This window comes from Nostoc sp. CCY 9925 (assembly GCF_963920935.1).
Lineage (GTDB): Bacteria > Cyanobacteriota > Cyanobacteriia > Cyanobacteriales > Nostocaceae > Nostoc.
On sequence record NZ_CAWUDO010000017.1, the window covers coordinates 73,164 to 97,505 of the forward strand.

A 24,342-nucleotide genomic window follows, 5' to 3' on the forward strand; every position below is an offset into this window, starting at 1 on the left:
AGTTCACCTTGATTTCAAGAGGGGACTGGGGATTAGGGACTGGGGACTGGGATTAGGCACTAGGAAATAAATGTTTAGGAATACTTGCTCAGTAGTAAATTCCTAATTCCCAATCCCCAGTAGCCAGTACCCAATCCCCACACACTAATTAATCGTCTTCTTCTGCTGGACGTGTCAAAATATCTAGGAGAATTCCGGCTCCAAAATCATGCTTTTCGTCTATCTCTTTGACTTTGGTGCTGATTTCTTTTGCTTGGTCTATTGCTCCTAACTTTGCTAGAACTAATCCAGAGGCAGCATAAGCATTCAAGTACAATCGAATTTGTGGATCTTCCTTGCGATTGACTAATATAGACTTAAGTTGCTCCCAGTCGTCAGGGAATTTTTCTACTTCTTTAATTTTATCTAATAATTTCGTTGTTGTTTGCAGTGCCAGAGAATAATTATTTTTATAATAAAAGAATCGATATGCTGCTACCAAAACATCTGTATTTTCACCAGTTTTGGCTAAGGCTTGTTGAATATATTTTTCAGATTCTGATGTATTTTCCCAATTTTGTGCAGCTAAAATTAATAAACTTTTGATATCATCAGTAACCTGAAACCATGAGAATTTATTTGTATTGAGTTGCATATTAGTGACTGGGGATTGGTGACTGGGGAATGGGGAATAACTCAACATAATTACGAATTACAAATTACGAATTACGAATTGTTAATGCCCCATGCCCAATTTAAAACAGTGTAAGAATGTACACCAAAGTGAAAAGAACAATCCAAATAATGTCTACGAAGTGCCAGTAAATTTCTGCCATTTCGATGAAGGTGTGATTTTTGGCAGTATATAGGCCGGGAATGCGCGATCGCCACAACACAGCTAATATTAATAACAGTCCGATAAACACGTGCAAACCGTGGAAGCCTGTCATTAAATAAAAGCAGTTGGCGAAGACATTGGTAGTCATGCCGTAGCCTAAAGTTGCGTACTCATAAGCCTGACCAATCAAGAAAATTGCTCCCATGATGGCAGTAATTGTGTACCACAGTTGCATTCCCTTGACATTATTCTTTTTAATCGCTGTATCACCGAAGTGAATCACGAAACTGCTGGACACCAGAATAATGGTGTTAATCGTCGGCACGAATAACTCTACTTCTGTTCCTTCCGGTGGCCAAACAGCTGTACTGCTGCGGAAAAACAAATAGGTGGCAAAAAATCCCCCGAACATCAGGGATTCAGAGACGAGGAATGTTAACAGTCCCCAAACTCTTAAATCTGGATGTTCTTCATGATGTCCTGCGCTGTCGTGTTCTGTTGTAGCTATAGTCATAAATTTGTTGGCAAAAAGGTGACTGGGATTGGGGACTGGGCTAATATCTGACATGATTTTCAATTAGCCCGCCCAGTAGCGAATTCTCTGCGTACCTTTGCGCTTAACTCTGCGGTTCTACCCTACGGGAAGGCGAAGCGCCTATGCGTTTAAATTTCAACCCTCAATTCGCCACGACTTTACTCAAAGCTTTACTAAGCACTAGCTTCCGGTGTCGCTGCTGGCTGTACTTCAGTACTATGACCGTGACCGTAGTCATAAGGGCCATGAGTGACAACCGGCAATACTTCCCAGTTTTCAATGGCGGGTGGTGAGCTAGTTGTCCATTCTAAGGTCAAAGCTTGCCAAGGATTATCGCCTGCTGGCTGTCCCTTAATCCAACTTTGAATAATGTTGATGGCGAAGGGAATTACTGATATCCCCAAAACAAATGAACCAAAGGTACAAATTTGATTGAGGTCGATGAATTGTGGGTCATACATTGCAACTCTTCGCGGCATTCCTTGTAAACCCAATTCGTGCATGGGTAGGAAGGTTAAATTCGTGCCGATTAAGGTGAGGAAAAAGTGAATGCGTCCCCAGGTTTCATTCAACATCCGTCCGGTCATTTTGGGGAACCAGTGATAAATGCCGGCGTAAATGCCAAACACGGAACCGCCAAACAGAACGTAGTGGAAGTGCGCGACTACATAATAGGTGTCGTGGACGTGAACATCAAAAGGGGCTGTGCCCATTGTCACGCCGCTTAAGCCGCCCATGACGAACATGGATAATAAGCCTATGGCGAAAAGCATCGCGCTGGTGAAGCGAATTTTACCACCCCAAAGGGTAGCAACCCAGCCGAAAATCTTGACGCCAGTGGGAACGGCAACAAGTAAGGTGGAGATGGTGAAGAACATCCGCATCCAACCAGGTGTACCACTGGTAAACATGTGGTGTACCCAGACGAACAAACCGACGACGCAGATGGCTACACTTGAATAAGCGATCGCTTTATAACCAAAAATTGGCTTACGGGCATGAACTGGAATCACTTCGGACATAATGCCGAAGATGGGCAGAATCATTAAATATACTGCCGGGTGGGAATAAAACCAGAATAAGTGTTGATAAATTACAACGTTACCGCCTGCATCTGGTTTAAAGAAGGAGGTGCCAAAGTTGAGGTCAAACAATAGCAGAATTAAACCTGCTGCTAATACAGGTGTGGAGAGAAGCGCCAGAATTGAGGTTGCCAAGATTGCCCAGCAAAACAGGGGAACTTGATCCCATTTCATGCTGGGAACCTTCATCATCAAAATGGTGATCACAAAGTTCAGCGAACCCAAAATTGAAGAAGTTCCCACTAAAACGATCGCCAGTATCCACATTGTTTGGGCGATGGGTGCTGTCACCAAGCTCAAAGGTGGATAAGCTGTCCAACCTGATTGCGAACCGCCAAACAGGAAACTACCTAAAATGAGCGCACCTGCTGGTGGGTTTAGCCAAAAGGCGATCGCATTCAGCTTCGGGAAAGCCATATCCCTAGCACCAACCATCAAGGGTACTAAAAAGTTACCAAATCCCCCAATGGCGCTGGGAACAATCCACAGGAAGATCATAATCGTCCCGTGATTGGTCATGAAAGCGTTATACAGATTGGGGTCGAGCCAATCTGCATCAGGCGTTGCTAATTCGACGCGGAGAGCGATCGCCATCAGTCCGCCGATGAGATAGAACACAAACGCCGTAACAAGATATTGGATACCAATAACCTTGTGGTCAATATTAAATGTGAAATAGTCCTGCCATTTCCACGGCTTTTGATGAGAGGTGTGGGCGATCGCCAGAGTTTCTGGCTTCTTTTCTTCTGGTGGAGTGTTCGGTGGAAATTCTACCTGTGTCATATTTTTGCCTTTTGTTGTTTGTCCTTCGCCATTTGTCTTTTGTTTGCCACTTACTAACGACCAATGACCAATGACCAATGACTAATGACTTTTAACAACTGACTTCAGAGTTGCAGCACTAATCCCCATATCGTGGACGTGAGGCGCGAGGAACTCTGATGTTGATAACTCAGCAGGGTTAACTGCAACAATTTGTGAGTTTTGCTTTTGAGCAACTTGGTTTTCTGTCAACCAGGTTTGATATTCTTCTGGTGTGTGGACAATTACCTGTGTCCGCATAGATCCGTGGTAACCACCGCACAATTCAGCACAAACTACGGGATATGTGCCTGGCTTGGTGGCGACAAATCTTAGTTGCGTGGGTATACCGGGAAGTGCATCTTGCTTCAACCGGAAGTTTGGCACCCAGAATGAGTGAATTACATCATCTGCTGAAAGGTTGAGTTGCACATCAGCACCGACGGGAATGTGCAATTCTCCGGAAGTAATGCCAGTTTCAGGATAGTTAAATATCCAAGCGTACTGGATGCCTTTGACATCAACAACTAAGTCAGCTGGTTTGCCTTCGGTACTAGGAGAGGCACCAAAACCAATTTTCGGCGCTGTTGTTGGTTCGGGGGTGTCATTGAGAGTGGCTGCAATTGCACTCCCACTCGTATGATGAACATGAGCTACTGAATGCGGATGACCGGCAGCTTCAAAGCCTCCCATACGGTTAAAAACATCTACGCTGTAGATGCCTAAACACAAGACAATAATTGTGGGAATTGCTGTCCAAAAAACTTCTAAAGGCAAATTGCCTTCTACTGGTAAGCCATCGGTGTCATCTCCCCGACGCCGACGATACTTAACCAAAAAAATCACAATTGTTCCTTCTACTACTAAGAAGAGAGCGATCGCAATGGTAAACATAACGTTGAAAAAACCGTCTACCAAAGGCGCTTGTTCCGATGCTTGTACCGGCAGTAGAGTGTGATTTTGACCAATCCAAATGCTAATTGCTGTGACTACTATCCCAGCAACCAGAGTCCATAGTGAAACAGGAACTTGTTGCATACATACTACCTGCTCTGTAAACCGTCTTTTAAGGTTCTGGGAATTGGGGATTGAGGACTGGGGATTGGGTACTAGGAATTGGGTATTGGCTATTAGAAAAACTCTTTCTTGTCTGCTCATTCCTTAGTCCCTAATCACTAATCCCCAGTTCCTAATCCCCAGTCCCCAGTCCTCAGTCCCTCACTTCACTTAATTAACTTTCTAACGTGCAGCAATAAAAAATGGGGGAAACTTCCAGATTTTTTTCATATCTTTCCCCCAGAAAATTATCAATTATATTTCAATTGCTATGACAAAGGAAGCTCACCTGCTTCCAGAAAAGCTAGTTGTTCCAGAGACACAGTTGATCCTAATATCGATCGGGCTATACTATCAGCAAGTTTAAATTTGTCAATAACAAACATATTACGATTTACGCATTTGTCTACTGTGAACTTTTTACCTAGTTCAAGTAAATATATACATTCCCCTCTAGTTACCTTGCTGGGTACATTTGCCCTTTCTACAAACAGTGCCTCCTTGGATGAACAACAATATTGACTAACTCCAAAAACCTTAATTGTTTAATGCAACATGAGTGTAGCAGTTCTTGGGACAAATCCGCGAACAAGCTTCACAACCAATACAGTTTTCTGGATAACTAACTGCCATAACTTTACGTTCAATTTCTTCATCATCTTCGTCTTCTACAAATTCCCCTTCTTCGTTGAGTGCCTTCAAACCTAGTACATTGTATCCGCATACTTTAATACATCTGCCACAGCCGATACATTTGTCTTTGTCAATTTCTTGAGCAAATTTAGGTGTCCAAGACTTACCACCAAATGTCAAACCTGTTAGTTGTGCCATGAATTAATCCTCGGCAATTTTGCCTTGCAATTTGTTCCTACTTTAATCATTATATTATCCTAATATTTTGCTTTTTTTAGATTAAATATTGATTTTTTATCATCAAAACTTGATGACTTTTAATCTAATATTTTATTGTTTTTGTTTTTCAATATATAGATGAAATTTATTGCCAACAATTATCATATGACTTTGGTGAGTTAAATGTTTGTTTAGCCTATCTCAGCAATAATTTTGATTTACAAAAGATATAAATATTTTTCAAAAAGTGATGATATTGTTTTTCAAGTATTTTTATATCCAGGCAAATAAATAGATAATCACAGTATCCATATATACAAAAATGAATGTTTATCAGTCACATTTTGATATGTGCAATATGTATTTTTTAAAGCAACAATTCTGGATTTATCCTTTTATTGAATATTTAGAAAAATGCTGACAAAGTAAAGATTATCCTTTTATCTTGCTTCCCTAGATGAAACAGAGCTTATCATGAAGAAAGTGTAAACTTTATAGCAGAATATTATGAAGCATTAAATATTAAAATTATTAATAAATCTCATGAAAGGTAATTGCAAAAAATTTAAATGTTGTCTAAAAAGACTTTGGGTAAGGTTTCGCGGTTAAATATAAAATGTTCATTAAGTACATATTTAAGAAAATGTTAAGATTTTTTTCTAAGCTCATTACGAACAACTTAATCATTTAATTTATGAAATGTATATTTAATAAAGAAGCTAATATTAGGCTCAGTTTGAAAGCCTTAAATACCTTTCAATTTGGATGCAAAGTCAAGCATATGGATGTGGGGAGTTAGTAAGCTGGTATGCATCCAAGTTGCATATTCTCTGGTTAAGCCTGTCCTTTGTCCGTTGTCATTTACTAATGACAACGGACAAAGGACAAATGACAACAGACAAATAAAGTGAATATGTGTTTTAGCTGAGGGCGAGAAAAGATTATTCTCGCCAAAAGGATAATGTGGTAGCGAGTGATGAATAAACAGGACTCATCCAGGGGAGACCTGAGCCAGACATCTCAACGATTAGAGTGGGAAAAGAGCCAGATGCCTTATACAATTCCTAACAACAGTTGCGTTGGATGTGATAATTGCCGCCCCCAATGTCCTACGGGTGCAATCAAAATAGAGGACGATGAATACTGGATCGATCCTTATCTTTGTAACAATTGTGAGGGTTATTATCCACAACCACAATGTGTAATTGCTTGCCCAACTAATTCTCCCATTCCTTGGCAGGCGAAGAAGGGGAGATGCAAAGTTGAGCCGAGAGATGCTACCAGTTTAGACTTGTTTTCTAACGGAAAGAATAATCCATTTGCTTCAGCGATCGCTATTTGGGAAGCTTGTAATGTATTGGCACAGCGCACATCCTTACATTGGGATAGTGATGAAGAAGGTTATTTGTGTTATGGCAGACAAGTCAACCAAGGTAAAGGAGCGATCGCTTTTCACATCCAAGATCCATTTAAGGTGAACGACAAAGCCACAGATTTAACAGCAATTGAGGGGTTAGATATTAGAGCTGCTTGCATACATCTGATTTTTGCGGCTTATGCCACAGCTTTAGATCAACCTTGGGAGCAGGAATTTGCGATCGATGAGCGCCAAATCGAAAAATATTTAGGGATGGAGAAACGCAAAGACTTAAACAAAGCTGCCAAGCTGGCTTTAATGAAAAATCTTGTTCAGCAAGCTTGCTCACTGATTATCTCCATCGACTGGCCTCAACAAGGCCGAGTTAACGGATTCTCTGTCACACAAACCCGTTTATGGCACTTAGTGGACATTCAGCACCACTTTCAAGAAGACGCTCTCGGATGCAAATATCTAATTGGGCTAACTTTTAAAGTAAAAGCTGGTATTTGGGCACAATATTTCTTAAACAAACAAGCATGTAAAGACCGAACCGCATTCTATCAATATGGCAGTCTCCCTAAAACCCTGCCAACCACAGTCATGAGCATTTGGCAACAACATGAAGGAGCAGTCCGACTCATGTTGTGGTTGTTGTTTAAAACCAAAATGGGCAAAGAACAACGCATTACTGTTCCTACCTTGCTGCGTATTGCTTACGGTGAAGAAAAAGTCGCCCTCGCATCCAGACAACGAGAAGAACGCAAACGCCTACTCCGAACTTTTGAAAGCGATTTGGAAATTCTCAATCATTACGGAATGAAACCAATCTTCGATCCAGTTACCTACCCACCAGAAATTCAACCCTTGTGGGCAAAGTTAATGGATATCCCTGAAGATCCAGACGAAGCATTGGAATTTTGGACTAATGACGGTGGTGCCGAAACTCGCCTCACAGACACAGGCCCTCGTGGTAAATGGAATCTACTGATGAATGCCCGGATTTTGGCTTTTGAACTACCACCAGAATGGGAACAACAAATCTCAGAATCACACAAAAAGCAGCGTCGAACTGTTAAGAATAAAAGAAAGTCGGCACCCACAGGAGATTTGTTGGGAGAACAAATTTTGGAAGCGCGAAAAAATTTGAATCTCTCCCAAAGAGAATTAGCAAAGCTAGCAGGTAAAAGCCAAAGCTGGATTCGAGATATCGAAAATGGTCGTTTAAAAGCCAAATTAGAAGATCAAGCACTATTGCGAAAAGTCTTAAATATGGCTTAAGAAGAAAGAATTCAGGAGTCAAAATTCAGAATTCAGAATGAGTTTTGTATGACTTGCGGATGAATAACTGGTGAAACACCAGACCAAATTTTCAATTTGGTGCTTCTAGCTGGTGAATCTAAATTCCCTGCTTCAAGCATTCCTAAATTCTGAATTCTGATTCCTGTTTATGTACTATAAGTCATTACCTTAGTAGAAGTAAGCCAAACACTAGCTACACTATATTTAGCAATCACTGACTCTTGTGCAGAATTGCATGAACTCTTAACTTTTTGTGCCTTAGTTACATCTTTCACAACTTTAGCCTGGTAAGTGTAGAGAGAACCAGAAGTGTTTTCAAAACTTAGCTCAGCGAGAATCGTGTTATTGTCTAAACTTTGTTCTAAGATTTTACCTGCAACTTTGTAGTTGAACCAATCCCATCCTTGACTAAAGATTAGTTCTCTTTCCAAAATCTGAAGTGCAGCAGGTAAAATTCCCCAACCCCGATAGACTTTATGCAAGCATTGAATATCACCAGTACGAGTCAAAATTGACGTGAATGAATCTCCATCGACAGCACCGTAGTATCTTCCTTCTGGCAAGTCTATAATTGTTGGCGCAAACCTATGTCCACCAAGGTGTGATGATTTCCAAATCCGCACATTGTCTAAGCCCAAATCACAAATAGTCGCTGTAGCATGAAAATAAAAGGGATTTCCGTATCTGGCACAGCACTTATCATGGCTACCATGAGTACACACTAAAATATCTCTAGTTGCACTAGCTTCAACTTCAGAATTAGAGCCTATACCCCATAACCATTTTTGCACAACTGCTGCTACCTGCTCAATATTTGATAGTATAAACTCTTGCTTATAGTATCCATTGCTCAACTCCTCTTTTTTCTGATAAATCAAAAGCGTAGTGTGGTTGACTTTGTGTGATAAATCATTAGCAATTAAGAGGAATCTAATTGGTAGTTTTGCACGTTTGACTTCCTCTATTAAAGTCCTCAAATTCTCTGGCACCCATTTAGAATTAAACGCTTCTGATGTCCAAGGTGGAGGGCACTCAACTAAAATATAAGTTTGGTAATTGGTGGCGCTACCAATAATATCTTCTCCTGCTTGCCGTGAATAATCAGAACAAAAAAAGGTATTCATCTAACTATACTCATTAATGTATTTTATCGACAAAATGTGTTGCTGACTACAGTTGTGTTCTTCGCTACAATATCCTTGATCCAAGGAAATAAAAAAGAACAATATGCATTTCCCAGTTAAAACTAGGTAGCCACTTTATAACATCATTGTTGATTAATCTTGTGGCAATTAATCAATTCTCCACAATAGAGATAAACAGTGTCAAGAGATATTTTTCCGTAGCAGCAGCGTTAATTTTGTATTTAGTTTTATTGTTATTTGGTATTTCATAAATTTTCCCTTACTGAAACTTGGCTTTTCTAAACTTAATTTTTTTAGCAAAATCAATATTCTAATGTATCTATCTATGTATACATATTAGGAATTATTCTCAATATTTAGAGAAAAATAAAAATAACTAGGCTTGGCGTAGCCAGCTGACTTGGGGCGATCGCACTCCCCCACCCTTTATAGTTTAAGGCGGGCAAAATGCTTAGCCCACAAGAATCATCACTAGATTGTAGCAATGCCAAATAGTTAATTTAGCTGTAATGCTTTAGTACCCTGTACTCCATGCCCGATACGTTAACGATTGAGACTAGTGACTGATTATTTAGCAGCGTCACTAACATCAGCATTAACAAACCTAGTATTACCCTGTTACCTAATCTAACTTCCTGAAAATCGCATCAGGACTTGACTTTAGGTATATGCCTTGACTGTAACTGAAGTCAATAATAAATGCAAGTACTTGACAATTGTTATATTTTCTTTACAGTTTTTCGCCTCCAGGAGGTTGCTTAAATTCGGGTAAATGGGCATTTCATTGTAAAAAGGTGTTACTAAAATAAGGATTACTACTTTTTAGATAATAGATAATATTTCTCAATTATAGCAACTGTACTGAGGGCGTCTAGTTGTCCCTACGAACTGTAACTAATGACTAATGATTCCTTGATAGTACAAAGCAAGCGGATTTATTCGTAGACTCAATCGAAATCCAACGTTGCATAATAATGGGATGAATTGGGGCAGCCAGGCGAGGCAGAGGGAGAAACTTGATATACGGATCATATTTCTCTGTTTTGGCTTCAAAGTAGCAGGTTCCGCTTTAGCTGTATTAACTTCTGCTTTCACGTTTTGGTGTTTCGCGTACTCTGTAGCAGTTTCTGTGTTGAGGATAGCTACGAGTATCGGATAGCTGGAGGTATTCGTAAAAAGGATCGCAAGCCGCTTTGAAGAATAGGGAGAACAGCGAGAATAGAAATTGGATAATCGTATTGAATGCAGCAATTGGTAATTGAAATACAAAATTGTCTTACATTTACAGATACTGAGTTTTGCTTTATTATCGATGATGACTGTATAAAAACCTGATTTAGCATTCAAACTGGCTAATGCCCACATCACCCCATCACCAAAAGTGCGATCGCTCATGAGACACAATTGCTAAGAGTGCGATCACCCCAAATCAACCCTCTTATCAAAAGCGATCGCCCATATCAACCCCATCATCAAAAGTGCGTAGGCGTAGCCCGTCGTAGACATCGCCCATATTAACCTCATCACTGGAAGTGCGATCGCTGATTTGACACAGTTGTTTAGAGTGCGATCGCTATATTCACCTCATCATCAAAAATGCGTAGGCGTAGCCCGTCGTAGACATCACCCACATCACCAAAAGCGCGATCGCTCATTTGATACAGTTGCTTAGAGTGCGTAGACGCAAAGCGGCTTGTCGCCAGACATCGCTTGGGAAAATAAGCTAACTAGAGAATAGCCTCTATATTAAATGCTGCCAAAAGTTGGAAATATTATCTATCAACAATCTTTTCAGAGGATTCGCATTCGTATACGCTCGTCTTCAACCACACTGAAATGTCCTATCCAGTCAAAGCGAGATGCTATAGCGATTGCCACTTTTTGAGCAACAACTGCACCGGAAGGTGCTTTTATAGCCATAATATGAGTTTAAGGTGATATTGTCGGGAAAATATGTGTAAGTAAAAATGACGTAAGAGGTAGAGTTCACAAACGAGTTTGAAATGTGGTGGGTTGAGTTAGACGAAAGTACCCAGGTTGCGATTCTGACTATAAAATACACTTTTTCGGGGATTTGAAAACCGGATTTGGTATGATTCCTTGATGATGCAGAGCAAGCGGATTTATCCGTGGGGGCAATCTCAAATCTAAAATCCTTGCATTGTTTGGTTAATCCCAAGATTTGTAGCTATGGCGATCGCATACTTCTATTTTCACGCAGAATTGAATCATTTTTTACCACGGCATCAAAAACAAGTGAGAATTTCCCATTCTTTTGAGGAGAGAGCCTCGATTAAGGACATGATTGAGTCATTGGGCGTTCCTCATCCAGAAATTGATTTTATAAAAGTTAATGATGAATATGTAGATTTTTCTTACATCGTTGTGGATGGAGATATTATCAACGTTTATCCAATTTCTAGTAGGAGTGATATTACACCAAATATTTCTCTCCTGCCAAAAACCATTAGTACTATTAGCTTTGTTTTAGATATTCATTTAGGCAAGCTAGCAACATCTCTACGACTTTTAGGCTTTGATAGTTTATACCGGAATGACTACGAGGATGAGGAATTAGCAAAGATATCTTACAACCAAGCACGAATTCTCTTAACTCGTGATAAGGGTTTATTGATGCGTAGTTTAGTAACGCATGGGTATTATGTGAGAAATACTAACCCTGACAAACAAATCTTAGAAATACTGCAACGCTTCGATTTATTTAAATTAGTTTCGCCATTTAAAAGGTGTTTGCGCTGCAATGGATTATTAGAATCTGTAGAGAAGCAATCGATTATTGAACAAATACCAGAAAATGTCCGATCGCAGGTTGAGGAATTCCAGCGCTGTCAAACTTGCGATCGCGTTTATTGGAAAGGTTCACATTATGAACGATTGCAACAGTTTATTGATGGAATACTTGACTCAAAAAGAGGTGAGTAAGTCAGTAATGTTCATAATTCCAGTGAGAGGCTGGTTGCACTTGGAATGTTGGAGCTACTGCCAACATCTTTTGTAGTTCCCTGTTGACGATTAAAATCATCACGAATGGGATCTTCCTCGATATCTTTGCTAATTTCTTCTGGTTCAAGGGGAGCCGCCTCCTTACCTTCATCAAGATTAAGAGAGCGGGGAGGTTCTTTAGCCTCAGACAAATCGATGAGCGGTTTTGATTGTTCCGAAGTCATGAGTTGTTAATTTATACAGCTTTCTTTAGTGTTGAATTTACTTTGCGTGCAAACATCTCTCCTCAGAAAGAAACTGTATGTAGTAATGATGTTAAAAGGAGTATAAAAAGTATGACAATTTTAGCTCTCGATTTTGGCGGAACTAAACTAGCGGCTGCATTAGTAAACATTGGTTCGAGAAAGTGGTTACGTTATGAACGCCGCTTGTCCCCAGCAAATGCAGATGCTAGCACTGACTTGGAAATTATGCGATCGCTAATTTACTCTTTACTAGAAGATACAAAACCGAGTGCGATCGGTGTTAGCTTTGGCGGCCCTGTAGATGCTTCCACGGGGACGGTGCGACTATCTCATCATGTCGCTGGATGGGAAAATATTCCTCTTAAAAACTTGTTGGAGGAAGAGTTTGGTGTGAGTGTTGGTGTGGATAACGATGCTAACGTTGCTGCTTTGGGAGAACATCGCTTTGGTGCGGGAGAGGGTTACGATAGCTTGTTTTATATAACTGTCAGCACTGGTGTGGGCGGTGGTTGGATACTCAACGGTCAGCCTTGGCGGGGTGTAGATGGAATGGCTGGTGAAATTGGACACATAGTTGTAGATCCTGCTGGGCCAGTATGTTTGTGTGGGAAGCGGGGATGTGTGGAACGTTTGGCTTCTGGGCCTTATATGGCGCAAAATGCGAGGGAAGTTTTGGAAAAGGAACCGCACGGTGGAGAGGTGTTGAGGGGTTTGGTGGGGGACGATTTAATGTTACTGACGGGACAGTTGGTGAGTGAGGCAGCGGCGGTTGGAGATGATGTGGCTAAGGAAGTTTTGCACAAGGCTGCTTGGGCGCTGGGTGTAGGTATTGGGAATGTGGCGAATTTGATGAATCCGCAGCGCTTTGTGTTGGGGGGTGGTGTGACGAAGGCGGGGGAGGATTTTTGGCGGGTGGTGCGACAGGTAGCGCGGGAGACTGCTTTACCGGAAGTTGATTTTGAAGTTGTATCCGCGGCGTTGGGTGATGATGCACCGTTGTGGGGGGCTGTGGCGATCGCTAATGAGCATCTCGAATTTGTAAATTAACCTGAGTCTCCAATGAAGAGGAGTTACGGGAAGGGCTAAAGAATTACGAATTAGTATAAATTATACTTGTCATGCTGTTAGCAAAACGTGTATGGAGCGTATAAGTGCAAACAGAACTGGTTATTTTTGACTGTGATGGGGTGTTGGTAGACAGCGAGACATTTGCTAACCTTTGAGTCATAATATTGTTCGCTCTCCCAGTTAGTAATCACTTATTTCTATCCTAAGTCAAAACCAAATTATCCCGATGAATCACAGTTTCTACCCCGGCGTAGCCTAAAATTGTGGAAATTTCCCGTGAATGATGTCCGCGAATTTTTTGCAATTCATCGCTGTTATAATTCACAAGTCCTCTGGCAATTTCGTTACCGTTGCTATCACACAATTGCACTGCATCTTGTGTGTCAAACTCTCCTTCTACCGCTTTAATTCCAGCTGCTAATAACGATTTTCCTGCTAAAGAAATTGCCGCGATCGCACCTTCATCTAAATACAATTTTCCCGCAGGTACAAGTCCGTAAGCTATCCAACGTTTACGCGCAGAAGTTGGTTCCGGTTGCGGCTCAAAATGTGTTCCAATCAGTTCACCTTGGAGAATTTTTTCTATATTGTGGGGAAATCTTCCTTGGGTAATTACAGTCCGCACTCCAGCGGCGATCGCAATCCTGGCAGCCGAAATTTTTGTCACCATACCACCGGTACCCCATTGAGAACCTTGGGAACCTGTTTGTATTTGTAATTGAGCTAATTCTTTAATGCTACTAACTAAAGCGATCGGCCGTGCATCTGGTACGGAACGCGGGTCGGCTGAGTAGAGGCGATCGACATCGGTGAGCAAAAATAACCAATCGGCTTCTACTAAACTCGCAACCAAAGCCGAAAGGGTATCATTGTCGCCAAATTTTAGCTCCTCTACTGCTACGGTATCATTTTCATTGACTATGGGAATCACTCCCAATCCCAATAATTCTTGAAAAGTGTTGTAAGCGTTGAGATAGCGGCTACGCTGTACTAAGTCGCTCCTTGTCAATAATACTTGAGCGATCGGCTGTTGCAAAGTATTAAATAAATCATCATATACACGTATAAGTCTGCCTTGCCCAACTGCTGCTACAGCCTGTTTGAGGGCGATCGCTTTGGGACGTTCAGTTAAGCCCAACCGCGCACAACCCACCCCCACAGCGCCAGAAGAAACCAAAATCACGCGATGCCCTTGGCGTTTTAAATGACAGAGTGTCTCCACCAAGGTGGCGATGGTAGAAAGTGCTAATTGTCCTGTTTCTGGTTGGGTGAGGCTGGAAGTACCGATTTTGACAACAATCGTTAGTGGCATCAAAAAAGTTAGGAGTTACGAGTCATTGAATTTTAGATTTTTTCTTCAATCCAAAATCTAAAATTGCCATCATAACTCACTATGGTACTGCAACATGCTTCTAATTTTTTATCTGTAATAAAATTGGCTCAGTTTGCCCTTATAGTTGAGAACTGAATTTGAAGTGAGCAGTTGTTTAATTTACAATTTTATATTTTTTACTAGTAGGATAAGTCACCTGTATTCCGACATTTTTGTATTATATTAAAGCTGCTTTTATTACGCTAATTGAATCTGTCTGATCGCCTTTAATTGCTTGTTTAAATCATTTAGTAGCATTTGGATAATCACCAATCTGAAACTTTTAATTCCTGGGTCAATATAGGTGTTGTTTATAACAGGAAAAAATGCGATCACCACGACTTAAATTAATGCTTGGATTGTCTACACACAAAACACCTAATACTTTATTTTCGCTTGCCAAGCATCGTGCTGACAAATGACTAATGTCTACTAAGGCTGTAGAAATTGTCATACTCCTGCTATTAAAAGGACATGAGTACTTTTAGATAATCTCGATTTAATTGGCGAATAGACTTCTATAGGAATCATATTTGATTTCTGAAAAAGACTGCGAGATAATACGGATACAGAGATCTGTCTAAGAACGAACAATGATAAACCAGCATCTAGAAATAGCGATGCCTTCGGCGAGCTTCGCTAACGCAGAATTACAATAATTTATAGATAGTCGCCCAGATGCCCGTGAACTAAAAAAAGCTTTGTCCGTGAAACTTGTTTATCAAGGTTACAAGCGAAAACCTGGGTTCGACGTGTGCTTTAATTCCAACATTTCGCCATTTAAAATGGATGTTTGAGTGGTTTCTCCGAAATACTACGTTTGATTTTCTGTCTCTTCAGATGTACGGAGCTTTTTCAGAAATCAAATACTAGTCCTATATATTCGAGATAACCAGTCCAATTTGTAAAGCGCCAGCCATTCTATAAGTGAAGACTGACGCTTTACGAGTTTATATTTATTTAGTATGCGCTAGAGTCTTTTTTAGCTGACCCCATGTTATTAATACTTATGATCCCCGATTTTTCGATTCCAGTATGATTCCTTAATCATTTCTTTAGATTTACTTTCCTGATGATTTCTCAAGTTTTGTGAATTTTACTTTTCTTGGGGGTAATAGAGGCTCCGAGTATTTCAGATACCCAAACTTCAAAATTTCGGACGGGATGAGAGCGCAAAGCTGCGTCTGGATGAATAATCGGTTCAACTAAAATGGTAAACATTCCCAAGCGATTACCTGCTAAAACATCGGTAAACAAGCGATCGCCTACCATCCCTACTTGATGCACTGGTAAATCCATTGCTTGTAGTGCTGCTCTAATTTTACGCCGGGAAGGCTTAGCTGCACCCAAATAGTAAGGTAAGTTGAGCGATCGCGCAATTCCACCAATTCGCGCTTCACTCAAGTTATTGCTTACCAACCACAATGCAGTACAAGCACGGATTTCCTCTACCCAGCTTTCTAGTTCTGGGGAAGCCATCCCCACTCTAAAGGGTACTAAAGTTTCATCCACATCCAACACCAGACCCTTAAGACCGTAGTGTTGGATAATATCAGGTGTCAGATTTAATACTGAACCTTCTAAAATTAAGTCAGGCTGTAAAAGATTGTTCCAGGTCATAGTCAACAGGCAAATGTAAATAGCTCCAGACAAAAGAGCATAACCCAATACAGTTTAGTTAGTCGAACTCCATCCTGGAATATCCCCACGAACATTTTCAGATAAAATCCTTAAAATTTTATCTATCTCTTTGATGTAATAATTATTCAAAATCAATTTTGGATTTTAGATTTTAGATTGAAAATCCTTGCCTAAGTCTTTTTTCCAGAATCTTCAACAATACTACTTGTCCCGATTTAGTCCCAGTAGATCTCTTGCAAGATTCCTTCTTTTAAGATTCTTCTTTGCGTCTTTACGCCTACCCTACGGGTTCACGGGTGGTATGCGTAAGGCAAAAAATATTTATGCAAGAGGTCTAGTGTTTCATGACTTCCATATTTAATGGAGTATGAGAAAAGATTTAGGTAGTCCGAATTAAAAAATTCAAAATGAAAAAGTAACATTTTGAATTTTTCATCTTACTCTACTTCATTAAAAAGATGTTCCTCTAACAGAGGTTGTACTTGACGAAACTCTTCTGGGGAAAGTAATTCAGGTTCACCTGTTTTCGCTATTCGTGCAAAAAACAATAGTGGATCGAGGGGCGTGTATATTGCATATTCCTGATGTTCATCATAGAAGCTAGCCAATAGCTGTAATTGCTCAGGCTCTAAATCTGCTTCTTCGTCTTCGATTTCTAAAGTGAAGAGTTCTGATTCTTCAACTGGCGGTAAATCACCTGCAACTGTCAGAGCATAAGCTGTATTCTTTAGGGTTAAGTTTTGCTCAGATAGTACAGCTTGAGCGGTACCAAAAATTTGCTCAATAATGGCATCATCTTCTACAAGAACCGCTTCTTCTTCTTCGTCTTCACCTTGCCAAGAAAAAATTTCTACAGGTGAGTCTACAGGAAGAAGTAAAACATATTCTTGCCCATCTACCTCCAAGCGATGCTCTATATAACATTCAAGCGATCGCCCTTTCTCATCAGTCAAAGTGATGGAACCGGCATGAGCGTTATCATTATCATTTTCTTGAGGAAATTCAGAGGAAAACATGGTCGAAATTTATAACTTTAATAAATACCAGCAAATTTGTAAATTGTTTAGCCATCAAATAGCTTTACACGTAAATCCAAATGCTGGGTAATCGTTTTCAGAATATCATGTTAAAAGGTATCAATACTCAATAGCCGCCACTGAAGTGTGGGAATTAGCACGCTTCATATCCAGCCATTGTTGCAAAATCAAAGAGGCTGCCTTGCGGTCAATTAAACCTTTATGGCGTGATGGAGAGCGATTCTCAGCTATTAGCAGTTGTTCTGCTTGAAATGAAGTTAATCGTTCATCTACGTATTCCACAGGCAAATCCAGCGCTTTGGCAAGTCTTTTGGCAAACTTTTGGACTTGACGCGCCTGAAATCCTAATGAACCATCCATTGAATAAGGTAGACCTATAACCAGGACTTGCACCTGGCGTTCATTAACTATTTGACGGATTTGCTCAACATCCTGCTCAAAAAATCTACGCTCAATTGTCGTGATCCCCGTGGCAATTAAACCGGTGCGATCGCACCCAGCCACACCTATCCGCTTGCTACCTAAATCTAATCCCAAAGCTGAAATAAACGGTTTTGCTTGCTCTTGGGGTATCACATTACTTCTCCTGCTGTGCATCTGCGGATTCGGGAATCGCTGATGCTTCCATGCTAGTGTTTTTTACTGAAAAATTAATCGGTTCTGATTTGCTGGGCTGGGGTCTATCTGAGGATGGTAATTTTGGTGGTTGTACCCACGACATTCCGCCTGGTATGGGTTTGCGAGCCGGTTGTAGACCTTGTAGCATATCAGTCCACTGAATTCCTTCTAGAGAGACGAATTTTGACTCCCGTAGCTTGTGCCACACAGAGCGAGACATAATTAGTGTATGTTCTATACGTTTTGCCCCAATTCGCTCCAAATATTCTTCTCGCTCTGCCTGATAATCTGAGGAAGCTAATTGTAAGCCTTGCTGAGGAAAATCTTGGGCAATACGAGCTAGTTGAGATAGTAATTCTGGATACAGCCAGGTGTAAGCAGGGTGAACCGTCAGCGTAGCAACGTGGGGGACTTCGCCCTTGCGGTCAAGTTGCACCTGAAAATAGCCGATCGCTGCTTTGCGTTGGGGTTCAAATACGTAACCACTCACTACTTCTGTTTTGGTTACCCATTGTTTGACGGCATCAGTTAAAGCACCGAACAAACTGGTTTTAAAGTCGCGGGTATTGCGGTCAAAAACTTGACGTACCAAAGGTGGCATTGATGCCGTATCTAACTGATATAACAACTGAGCATCAGCATTGCTCACTGGTAAAAGGTTGGGCAAATCTGGCTCTGCTTGTGCCAATTCAACCAGTAACTGAGGCTCGATTTCCCAGTATGTCATTTCTGCCAGACGCTGAAATCCATTTTGTCGATACAGTGCCAGCCCTTCTATGTCGTTGATGTTAACTTCCAGTAGCCAAGTGCGAGCTTCCAAAATCGATTCAAAGCAATGACGCAAAAGCTGTGAGCCAGTTCCTTGTTTATCCGTACCACCTTCTAGTAGCACTTGATCGATCCGCCAAGTGCTGCGTGTGCGGTTAAAAGGTGACACTTGAATCATTCCTAGAAGCATACGCCCTTGCTCTGCTACATAAGCACAGAGGCGATACTGTAGCGGGTTAGGAAACCAACTCAAAAATTTGAGTAATCCATACCAGCGACGCAGCCTTTGCATCTGGCTGATGGCAAAATTTGCTCTCTTGGGAGTAAGGGCTGCGAATGACTCTTGAGTTATGCGCTCAACTCCGTCCAGATCCCGGTATTGGAGTGGTCGGATAACAACGCTGAGATTTCGGGGAAGTAATGAAGTCATTTTAATTCGAGCCGCCATTTAGCCTTAACTAACTGCGCTTTGTCAGAACTGCTGCAATCATCTTAACTACTTTCTGCTCCTGACTATTGCGCCAAAAGGGTGATTTTAGTAACTTAATACTGAAAAAAGCAGAAAAAGCAGATCTTGTGAGAACACCATTGGCATTAACTCGACAACATCTGCCTTTATTTTATTTGAATTTTGATTAAAGTATGTGTATATTTATAAGCCTTGTCGAGAAACTAGTTTTTCAAAGTTAGCTTGGGTTTGATGGAGTAGTTGCTGGCGGCTATCGAAGAGTGTTTGCTTCAGGGGTGGAACAAGATTACGAGCTTGCAGAGTCATGTGAAGTTGTAGGTTAGCGACATATTCACTGAAATCTTGATTCATTTCATCTGCGATCGCATCCGTTAAGAAATTTGATTCCATTGCCACTGTGTTCTCCTGTGTTAATCCTGTGCTGTCTCTGGACATCATCAAAAATTATCACGTTGTTTGGACTAACTTCTTAATTCGCAATGAAGTTTAACGCTTCTTAGAGATAGCAATGTCTGTCTTGAAAAGTTCAGAGACGCTCGCGGACACGGCTTAGCTGCGCTAACGGCCCAAGCCACCACTCCGACTTTTCGCTACGACGGGCTACGCCAACGCCAGGGCATCAAAATCTTAAACCAATACCACCTTGCACAGATATAGCTGTACCACCGCTATCACGATAAGCATCAAAAGCGATGATGGCGTTACCAAAAAGCACAGTATTGCTATTCGGAATCATATAATCAATTCCCGGCTGTAAAGCAAAACTAATTTTGTCGCCCACAGGAGAATCATCACCAGCAAACACCAACCCAGCGCCCAAATAAGCATCAGTTTGCCAGTTGAGGGGCACATCATAAGAAACCGTTGGTACAACTGCCGTACCATTACCAATTAACACTTGGGCACGCAGAGAAATTGGTGCTTCCAAAAGCTTGTAACGCCCAGCTATTACCCCCCCAATTTGGACACCATCAGTAATACCAATACTCGGGCCGATACCAATATAACTGCCATACGCTACTTGAGCTTGCGCTGGTTGAGCCAAACTCCAGACCAAGGCAGCCCCCAAAACTGATACCAAATATGGAACATACTTCATAACCCAATCCCTCACACCAATCTGTCATTTGTCATTTATCATCGGGTATGGTGCATTGAGTATTGGGCATTGGCTTAGGAAAACTCTTCCCCAGTCGCTAGTCCCCAGTCCCCAGTCCCCAGTCCCCATTCCATTCTACGGGCAACGGGGATGAATGCCACCTTGTGTACAAATATACGCTAGTTGCTTGGGATCTAAATTTTTGGCTTGAGAAAAATCAACGCCTTGGACTACGGCGGAAACTGAACCTAAATCTGGGGTTTGGACAAATTGATCGGCTGGATCTTGTTTGCTAGGAGCGAGAATTGTTCCTTGAAAATTTGCTCCCGCTACATTCGCTCCCCGTAAATCTGCAAGACTGAGGTCAGCATTTTGCAAGTTAACGTTTTCCATCTGAGCAGAACGCAAAACAGCACCAGTCAGACGAGTGGCACTCAGGTTCGCATTACTGAGATTAGCCCGATCCAAATACGCCCCTGATAAATCTGCTCCTTCCCAATCGGTGTTAGTTAAGTTGGCAAAGGATAATTGTGTTCCTATGGCACTGACGCGGCCTAAACGTGCAGCGTACAAATTGGCTTCGTTCAATTTGGCATCACCTAAATCTGCTCCAGTTAAGCTGGCTTGTTCCAAGAGTGCATTTCGCAGATCGGCTCCCACAAGTTGGCTGCTGTTAAGCTTAGCCTCATATAAACGGGCATTGGATAAGTTGGCTCTGTTGAGGGTGGCGCGGCTCAAATCGGTACGGTTCATCATGACTCGGCTGAGGTTCGCATCAGTAAGATTAGCTTGCTGCAACTGAGCTTGGCTTAAGTCAGCCATCACATCGTCGAAGGTATCCCAGCGTCCATCCTCACCCATGCCCCGAAAGCGGCTGCCTTTAAAATTAGCTTGGTTCAGATTTGCAGATTTTAATTTAACTCCTGACAAATCAATACCATCTAGTACCAAGTTGAATAAGGAACTCCCTGGCGTACCGCTTTGACCTAATTGGATACGACTCAGGTCAACACCCTCGATTTTCCCACTGTAAACAGACAGAATTTTATTGATTGTCCGCTGATTTCTTTGTAGCCGCCCTTGGCGCAGTTCTCGTTCTGGGGTTGCACTGCTGCTCAAAGACTCTAGTTCACTCACCAGAAACTGATTCTTATTTTTTAATTCGGGGATGGCTTTGGGACCGACACTTGTCAAAGCTTGTTGAATCGTATCCACGAGGCTGGGGTTGGTTTCCTTGACCAAGAGATCCGTAAGAAATTGAATCGATTGTGGGTCTTTGAGACCACCCAATGCCAAAATTGCACTTTGACGTTGTTCATTGGTAGCCCCAGAGTCAGGACTTAACTGTTTGACAAGTTCCAGGAACTGTTGCCCGTTGATTTGCTTGGTTGCTCGCTGGGATTGTTGAACTTGGATATAAACTTGAGTTCCTATTAAAGTTGCCAACACAGCAGTCATGCTCGTCAGCCCTACCCCAAACAAAGTCAGATTGGGATTTTGCTGTATCCGCCGCCATAGACGAGGTGCCTTAGTTGGTGCGGCTGCGGCTAATTCTTCATTTCCCTCCTGCCATTCCTCTGCTGGTTGGTCGCTATCGCCAACAGACTGAGCTTGTCTGTTAGCTAAGATTGAAGAAGAGCGAGTAGCATCTATACTGTAAGTACCTGCGAGTCGATCGTGCAGAGCGCGACGCCCTCCCTGGCGGGATGGTAAAGCTATTCCTTCACCCAGCACCATCAACACAGCCAAAAAAGTGAATAATCCTAAATTCGGAAAAGCAAAGCTATAACGCCACAATAGATAAGCGATAGAAACGGGTACAGTCCAACGACCAATTCCTTCTCTAATCACAACTGCTCCCAAACCAGGGGGCGCTCCTTGCTCGTTAACAACCCGTATTCCTAACCAGCGTTTGGGAATTGTGCTACCAGTCTTAGCGAGTAAATACAATTGCCACCAGGAAAGAGTTACAGGCGCTAATAGGGCTATTGTCCACAAAAAATTAGTCGGCCATGCTACGTTACGGATACCATAGCTAACAGGCAGAGCCAATGGTCTGGCGATCGCTCTTTCCGTTGTTACCAACACAGGATTGAGCGGTACTCGATTCAAATCGCTTCTCGAATTGACATAGACACCAATGCCAAAGGGAATCAACCCACTGGTAATCACTAGTGTGATTTCAGCCGCCCAAGCAGCAAAACGCCTGCTGGCTAGCAGTAGTGAATTGGCTCTTTCCGGTTCTTGTGACTGACCAGATTGATTACTTCTCCTCACAGTTGGTGTCGTCATTGCATAATTCCCTTTGACATTATTTCTACGTCTGATTGACAAAATTAAAATAGACTATTGCTTACGTTGAAAGCTACTAGACACAAAAAATTTGTATCCAACATACACTAACACTGCTAAAAGTGCCAGACTGATTACAGATGCAACCAGTTTAAACACTGCTTGCATTATCGCCAAGCCCAACAGTACTGCTGCACCTGAAACTAGCAGCTTTTTCGCCCCTGATAAATTGCCGAACCAGATCTTAAATCGCTCCAGTTGCAAGTTGAAGTTAGCAAAACTAAACTCAAAAGTCTGTTTTTGTTCTGGTGATTGGGGAACCACTTCCGGTGAGGAATTAATCTCTGCCTCTAGCTTATCGAGGCGACGCTGCAAGTCTTCTTCTCTTTGAGGATTCATCAATTTTTTCTACCTCAGCTAAGACACTTATTCAAGAACGTACTAACCAAATTCTATTTTGGTGGTTGTGTTAGTGATTTTAGCTAATGTCTATGTGTACAAGAGCTTTATTGCCAGGGAAAAATTATGTTTTTTTTGTTGTTATCTTCCAGCCTACCTTCTGTACCTAGTACTATTACTGGTAATAAATGTCATAAATCTCATCAACACAAATTTGCGCCAATGATGAAGTGCTAAATTTAGCAAATTAATAGTGACTAATTAAATCAATTCATGAAGGATACGTTTATAGCCCAGACTTTTTTAAATTTCTACAAACAATCCTCAATTTAGGAGTATTAAAGGATACAGCAGCCTTTGGAACAAAGTAGAAATTGTTGTCGTCTATTAAGTCAGAGTATATATAAATATATTGCTCTAGAAAAATCTGGAGCATTAATCAAAATGAAGACGTTTAGTCTATTGACAATTGTTCCTGCAACTTTAGCGTTCGGTTTGATTTTCACTGACGCTAATTTGGCACAAACACCACAGATTGAAATTAATCGGAATCTGCAACCAGATCCGCTAATTTTGAACGGAAAGTCTGGGGGATCTGTCAAAAGCAACTGTGGAAATATCACCACTGCACCCAATCAAATTATCCAACTTAAAGAGTCACTGCCTTACTTACGATTAATAGTAGAGAGTCAAGGTAAGCCAACATTGTTGATTGATGGGCCTGGAGGAAAGTTTTGTGTACAAGCAGATAGTTACTCTGGAGGCAAGCCAGAACTTTCTGGTTACTGGCAGGCAGGAAAATACTCGCTGCATGTAGGCGAACTCTCTGGGCAACAGTATAACTACATCCTCTCAATCTCGCAACAAAAAAAATAGTCATTTGTCCTCTGTTGCAAAGTTGAGCCACTAGGTAAGGACGGGTCTCTGGGCTTCTTCAGTAGCGTCTAAATCTAAAGAAGCCTGAGCTTTTGACTTTACCCTTTGTCATTTGTCAGTTACTAATGACTAATGACTAATCTTCCAATGATTGGATTGGTACTTCAACTGCTTTGACATCAATAGTGCCTACTGGTGTGAAGCGCTGAAAATGACTATTTTGTACTAGCAACGACTCACTACAGTTAGGACACTGCACCTGGCTGTTATTTAAACCTGTAAATTCATATCCACAGACCGGACACTGGTCAGCAACCAAGTTACGTTGCAACCACCAACGAAAACCAAAGAAAGCCACAATGGGTGCCAACAATAGCAACCCAAAAATAATTAGCAACGAATTAACCAACCAACCCAAGCCCAGTGATGCTAGCAACCAAATAACTGCTAGCAGAGTGAGCCAGGGTCGGAGATTTAAAAGATTCAATTGAAATGACTTAAAGCTCATTTTTTAAATTTGGTCCTGCTCTCCCTCTAGGATAGCGAG

The 24,342-nt window shown here is 41.5% G+C and carries 22 protein-coding genes and 1 pseudogene; 5 read left to right on the plus strand and 18 right to left on the minus strand.

The window, feature by feature from the left end:
- Window positions 1-148: 148 nt before the first annotated feature.
- The 5 genes from ACM0OY_RS11900 to fdxB form a co-directional block, all read right to left on the minus strand.
- Entirely contained in the window at window positions 149-634 is a 486-nt protein-coding gene (locus ACM0OY_RS11900) for a hypothetical protein (protein ID WP_414569055.1), read from the minus strand.
- Between the two features lie 100 nt (window positions 635-734).
- Entirely contained in the window at window positions 735-1,331 is a 597-nt protein-coding gene (locus tag ACM0OY_RS11905) for a cytochrome c oxidase subunit 3 (protein ID WP_414569056.1), read from the minus strand.
- Window positions 1,332-1,525: 194 nt separating this feature from the next.
- Window positions 1,526-3,217: a cytochrome c oxidase subunit I gene (ctaD, locus tag ACM0OY_RS11910; protein WP_414569057.1), complete on the minus strand. Its 1,692-nt coding sequence runs from the start codon at window positions 3,215-3,217 to the stop codon at window positions 1,526-1,528.
- A gap of 81 nt (window positions 3,218-3,298) precedes the next feature.
- Window positions 3,299-4,273, minus strand: a complete 975-nt coding sequence (locus tag ACM0OY_RS11915) for a cytochrome c oxidase subunit II (RefSeq protein ID WP_414569058.1) — start codon at window positions 4,271-4,273, stop codon at window positions 3,299-3,301.
- Between the two features lie 555 nt (window positions 4,274-4,828).
- Window positions 4,829-5,122, minus strand: a complete 294-nt coding sequence (gene fdxB, locus ACM0OY_RS11920) for a ferredoxin III, nif-specific (RefSeq protein ID WP_414569059.1) — start codon at window positions 5,120-5,122, stop codon at window positions 4,829-4,831.
- Window positions 5,123-6,191: 1,069 nt separating this feature from the next.
- Here fdxB and ACM0OY_RS11925 point away from each other — a divergent pair.
- Complete coding sequence (locus ACM0OY_RS11925) at window positions 6,192-7,781, plus strand: helix-turn-helix domain-containing protein (protein WP_414569060.1); 1,590 nt, start codon at window positions 6,192-6,194, stop codon at window positions 7,779-7,781.
- A gap of 167 nt (window positions 7,782-7,948) precedes the next feature.
- On the opposite strand, the gene ACM0OY_RS11930 is transcribed toward ACM0OY_RS11925, so the two are convergent.
- Window positions 7,949-8,926, minus strand: coding sequence for a sucrase ferredoxin (locus tag ACM0OY_RS11930; RefSeq protein ID WP_414569061.1), 978 nt, complete (start codon window positions 8,924-8,926; stop codon window positions 7,949-7,951).
- 1,812 nt (window positions 8,927-10,738) lie between these two features.
- A complete protein-coding gene (locus ACM0OY_RS11935) occupies window positions 10,739-10,867 on the minus strand; it encodes a hypothetical protein (protein ID WP_414569062.1) in 129 nt (42 codons plus the stop codon).
- Between the two features lie 270 nt (window positions 10,868-11,137).
- Here ACM0OY_RS11935 and ACM0OY_RS11940 point away from each other — a divergent pair, with 270 nt between their 5' ends.
- Entirely contained in the window at window positions 11,138-11,890 is a 753-nt protein-coding gene (locus ACM0OY_RS11940; protein WP_414569063.1) for a Mut7-C RNAse domain-containing protein, read from the plus strand.
- Between the two features lie 11 nt (window positions 11,891-11,901).
- On the opposite strand, the gene ACM0OY_RS11945 is transcribed toward ACM0OY_RS11940, so the two are convergent.
- The gene (locus ACM0OY_RS11945) at window positions 11,902-12,135 is read right to left on the minus strand and encodes a hypothetical protein (protein ID WP_414569064.1); all 234 of its coding nucleotides are present in this window, start codon (window positions 12,133-12,135) and stop codon (window positions 11,902-11,904) included.
- A 111-nt stretch (window positions 12,136-12,246) separates the two neighbouring features.
- On the opposite strand from ACM0OY_RS11945, the gene ACM0OY_RS11950 reads away from it, so the two are divergent.
- A complete protein-coding gene (locus ACM0OY_RS11950; protein WP_414569065.1) occupies window positions 12,247-13,203 on the plus strand; it encodes an ROK family protein in 957 nt (318 codons plus the stop codon).
- Window positions 13,204-13,426: 223 nt separating this feature from the next.
- On the opposite strand, the gene proB is transcribed toward ACM0OY_RS11950, so the two are convergent.
- A complete protein-coding gene (proB, locus tag ACM0OY_RS11955; protein WP_414569066.1) occupies window positions 13,427-14,536 on the minus strand; it encodes a glutamate 5-kinase in 1,110 nt (369 codons plus the stop codon).
- A gap of 787 nt (window positions 14,537-15,323) precedes the next feature.
- Between proB and ACM0OY_RS11960 the strand changes: the two are divergent.
- Window positions 15,324-15,469 (plus strand): annotated as a pseudogene (locus ACM0OY_RS11960) (IS630 family transposase); the annotation flags it as partial.
- A 207-nt stretch (window positions 15,470-15,676) separates the two neighbouring features.
- On the opposite strand, the gene ACM0OY_RS11965 reads toward ACM0OY_RS11960, so the two are convergent.
- From ACM0OY_RS11965 to ACM0OY_RS12000, 8 genes are all read right to left on the minus strand, one after another.
- A complete protein-coding gene (locus ACM0OY_RS11965; RefSeq protein WP_414569067.1) occupies window positions 15,677-16,216 on the minus strand; it encodes a YqeG family HAD IIIA-type phosphatase in 540 nt (179 codons plus the stop codon).
- Between the two features lie 458 nt (window positions 16,217-16,674).
- On the minus strand, window positions 16,675-17,253 hold the full coding sequence (locus ACM0OY_RS11970) for a DUF3727 domain-containing protein (RefSeq protein WP_414569068.1): 579 nt from the start codon (window positions 17,251-17,253) through the stop codon (window positions 16,675-16,677).
- Window positions 17,254-17,373: 120 nt separating this feature from the next.
- On the minus strand, window positions 17,374-17,850 hold the full coding sequence (gene ruvX, locus ACM0OY_RS11975) for a Holliday junction resolvase RuvX (protein WP_414569069.1): 477 nt from the start codon (window positions 17,848-17,850) through the stop codon (window positions 17,374-17,376).
- 1 nt (window position 17,851) lies between these two features.
- Window positions 17,852-19,108: an N-acetyltransferase family protein gene (locus tag ACM0OY_RS11980; protein WP_414569070.1), complete on the minus strand. Its 1,257-nt coding sequence runs from the start codon at window positions 19,106-19,108 to the stop codon at window positions 17,852-17,854.
- 204 nt (window positions 19,109-19,312) lie between these two features.
- Entirely contained in the window at window positions 19,313-19,519 is a 207-nt protein-coding gene (locus tag ACM0OY_RS11985) for a hypothetical protein (RefSeq protein ID WP_073641876.1), read from the minus strand.
- 229 nt (window positions 19,520-19,748) lie between these two features.
- Complete coding sequence (locus ACM0OY_RS11990; RefSeq protein WP_414569071.1) at window positions 19,749-20,228, minus strand: hypothetical protein; 480 nt, start codon at window positions 20,226-20,228, stop codon at window positions 19,749-19,751.
- Between the two features lie 135 nt (window positions 20,229-20,363).
- On the minus strand, window positions 20,364-22,520 hold the full coding sequence (locus ACM0OY_RS11995; protein ID WP_414569072.1) for a pentapeptide repeat-containing protein: 2,157 nt from the start codon (window positions 22,518-22,520) through the stop codon (window positions 20,364-20,366).
- A 54-nt stretch (window positions 22,521-22,574) separates the two neighbouring features.
- On the minus strand, window positions 22,575-22,919 hold the full coding sequence (locus tag ACM0OY_RS12000; RefSeq protein ID WP_414569073.1) for a hypothetical protein: 345 nt from the start codon (window positions 22,917-22,919) through the stop codon (window positions 22,575-22,577).
- Window positions 22,920-23,363: 444 nt separating this feature from the next.
- Here ACM0OY_RS12000 and ACM0OY_RS12005 point away from each other — a divergent pair, with 444 nt between their 5' ends.
- Window positions 23,364-23,795, plus strand: a complete 432-nt coding sequence (locus tag ACM0OY_RS12005; RefSeq protein ID WP_414569074.1) for a hypothetical protein — start codon at window positions 23,364-23,366, stop codon at window positions 23,793-23,795.
- Between the two features lie 136 nt (window positions 23,796-23,931).
- Here ACM0OY_RS12005 and ACM0OY_RS12010 read toward each other — a convergent pair whose 3' ends face one another.
- Window positions 23,932-24,303: a hypothetical protein gene (locus ACM0OY_RS12010; protein ID WP_414569075.1), complete on the minus strand. Its 372-nt coding sequence runs from the start codon at window positions 24,301-24,303 to the stop codon at window positions 23,932-23,934.
- Window positions 24,304-24,342 lie beyond the last annotated feature (39 nt).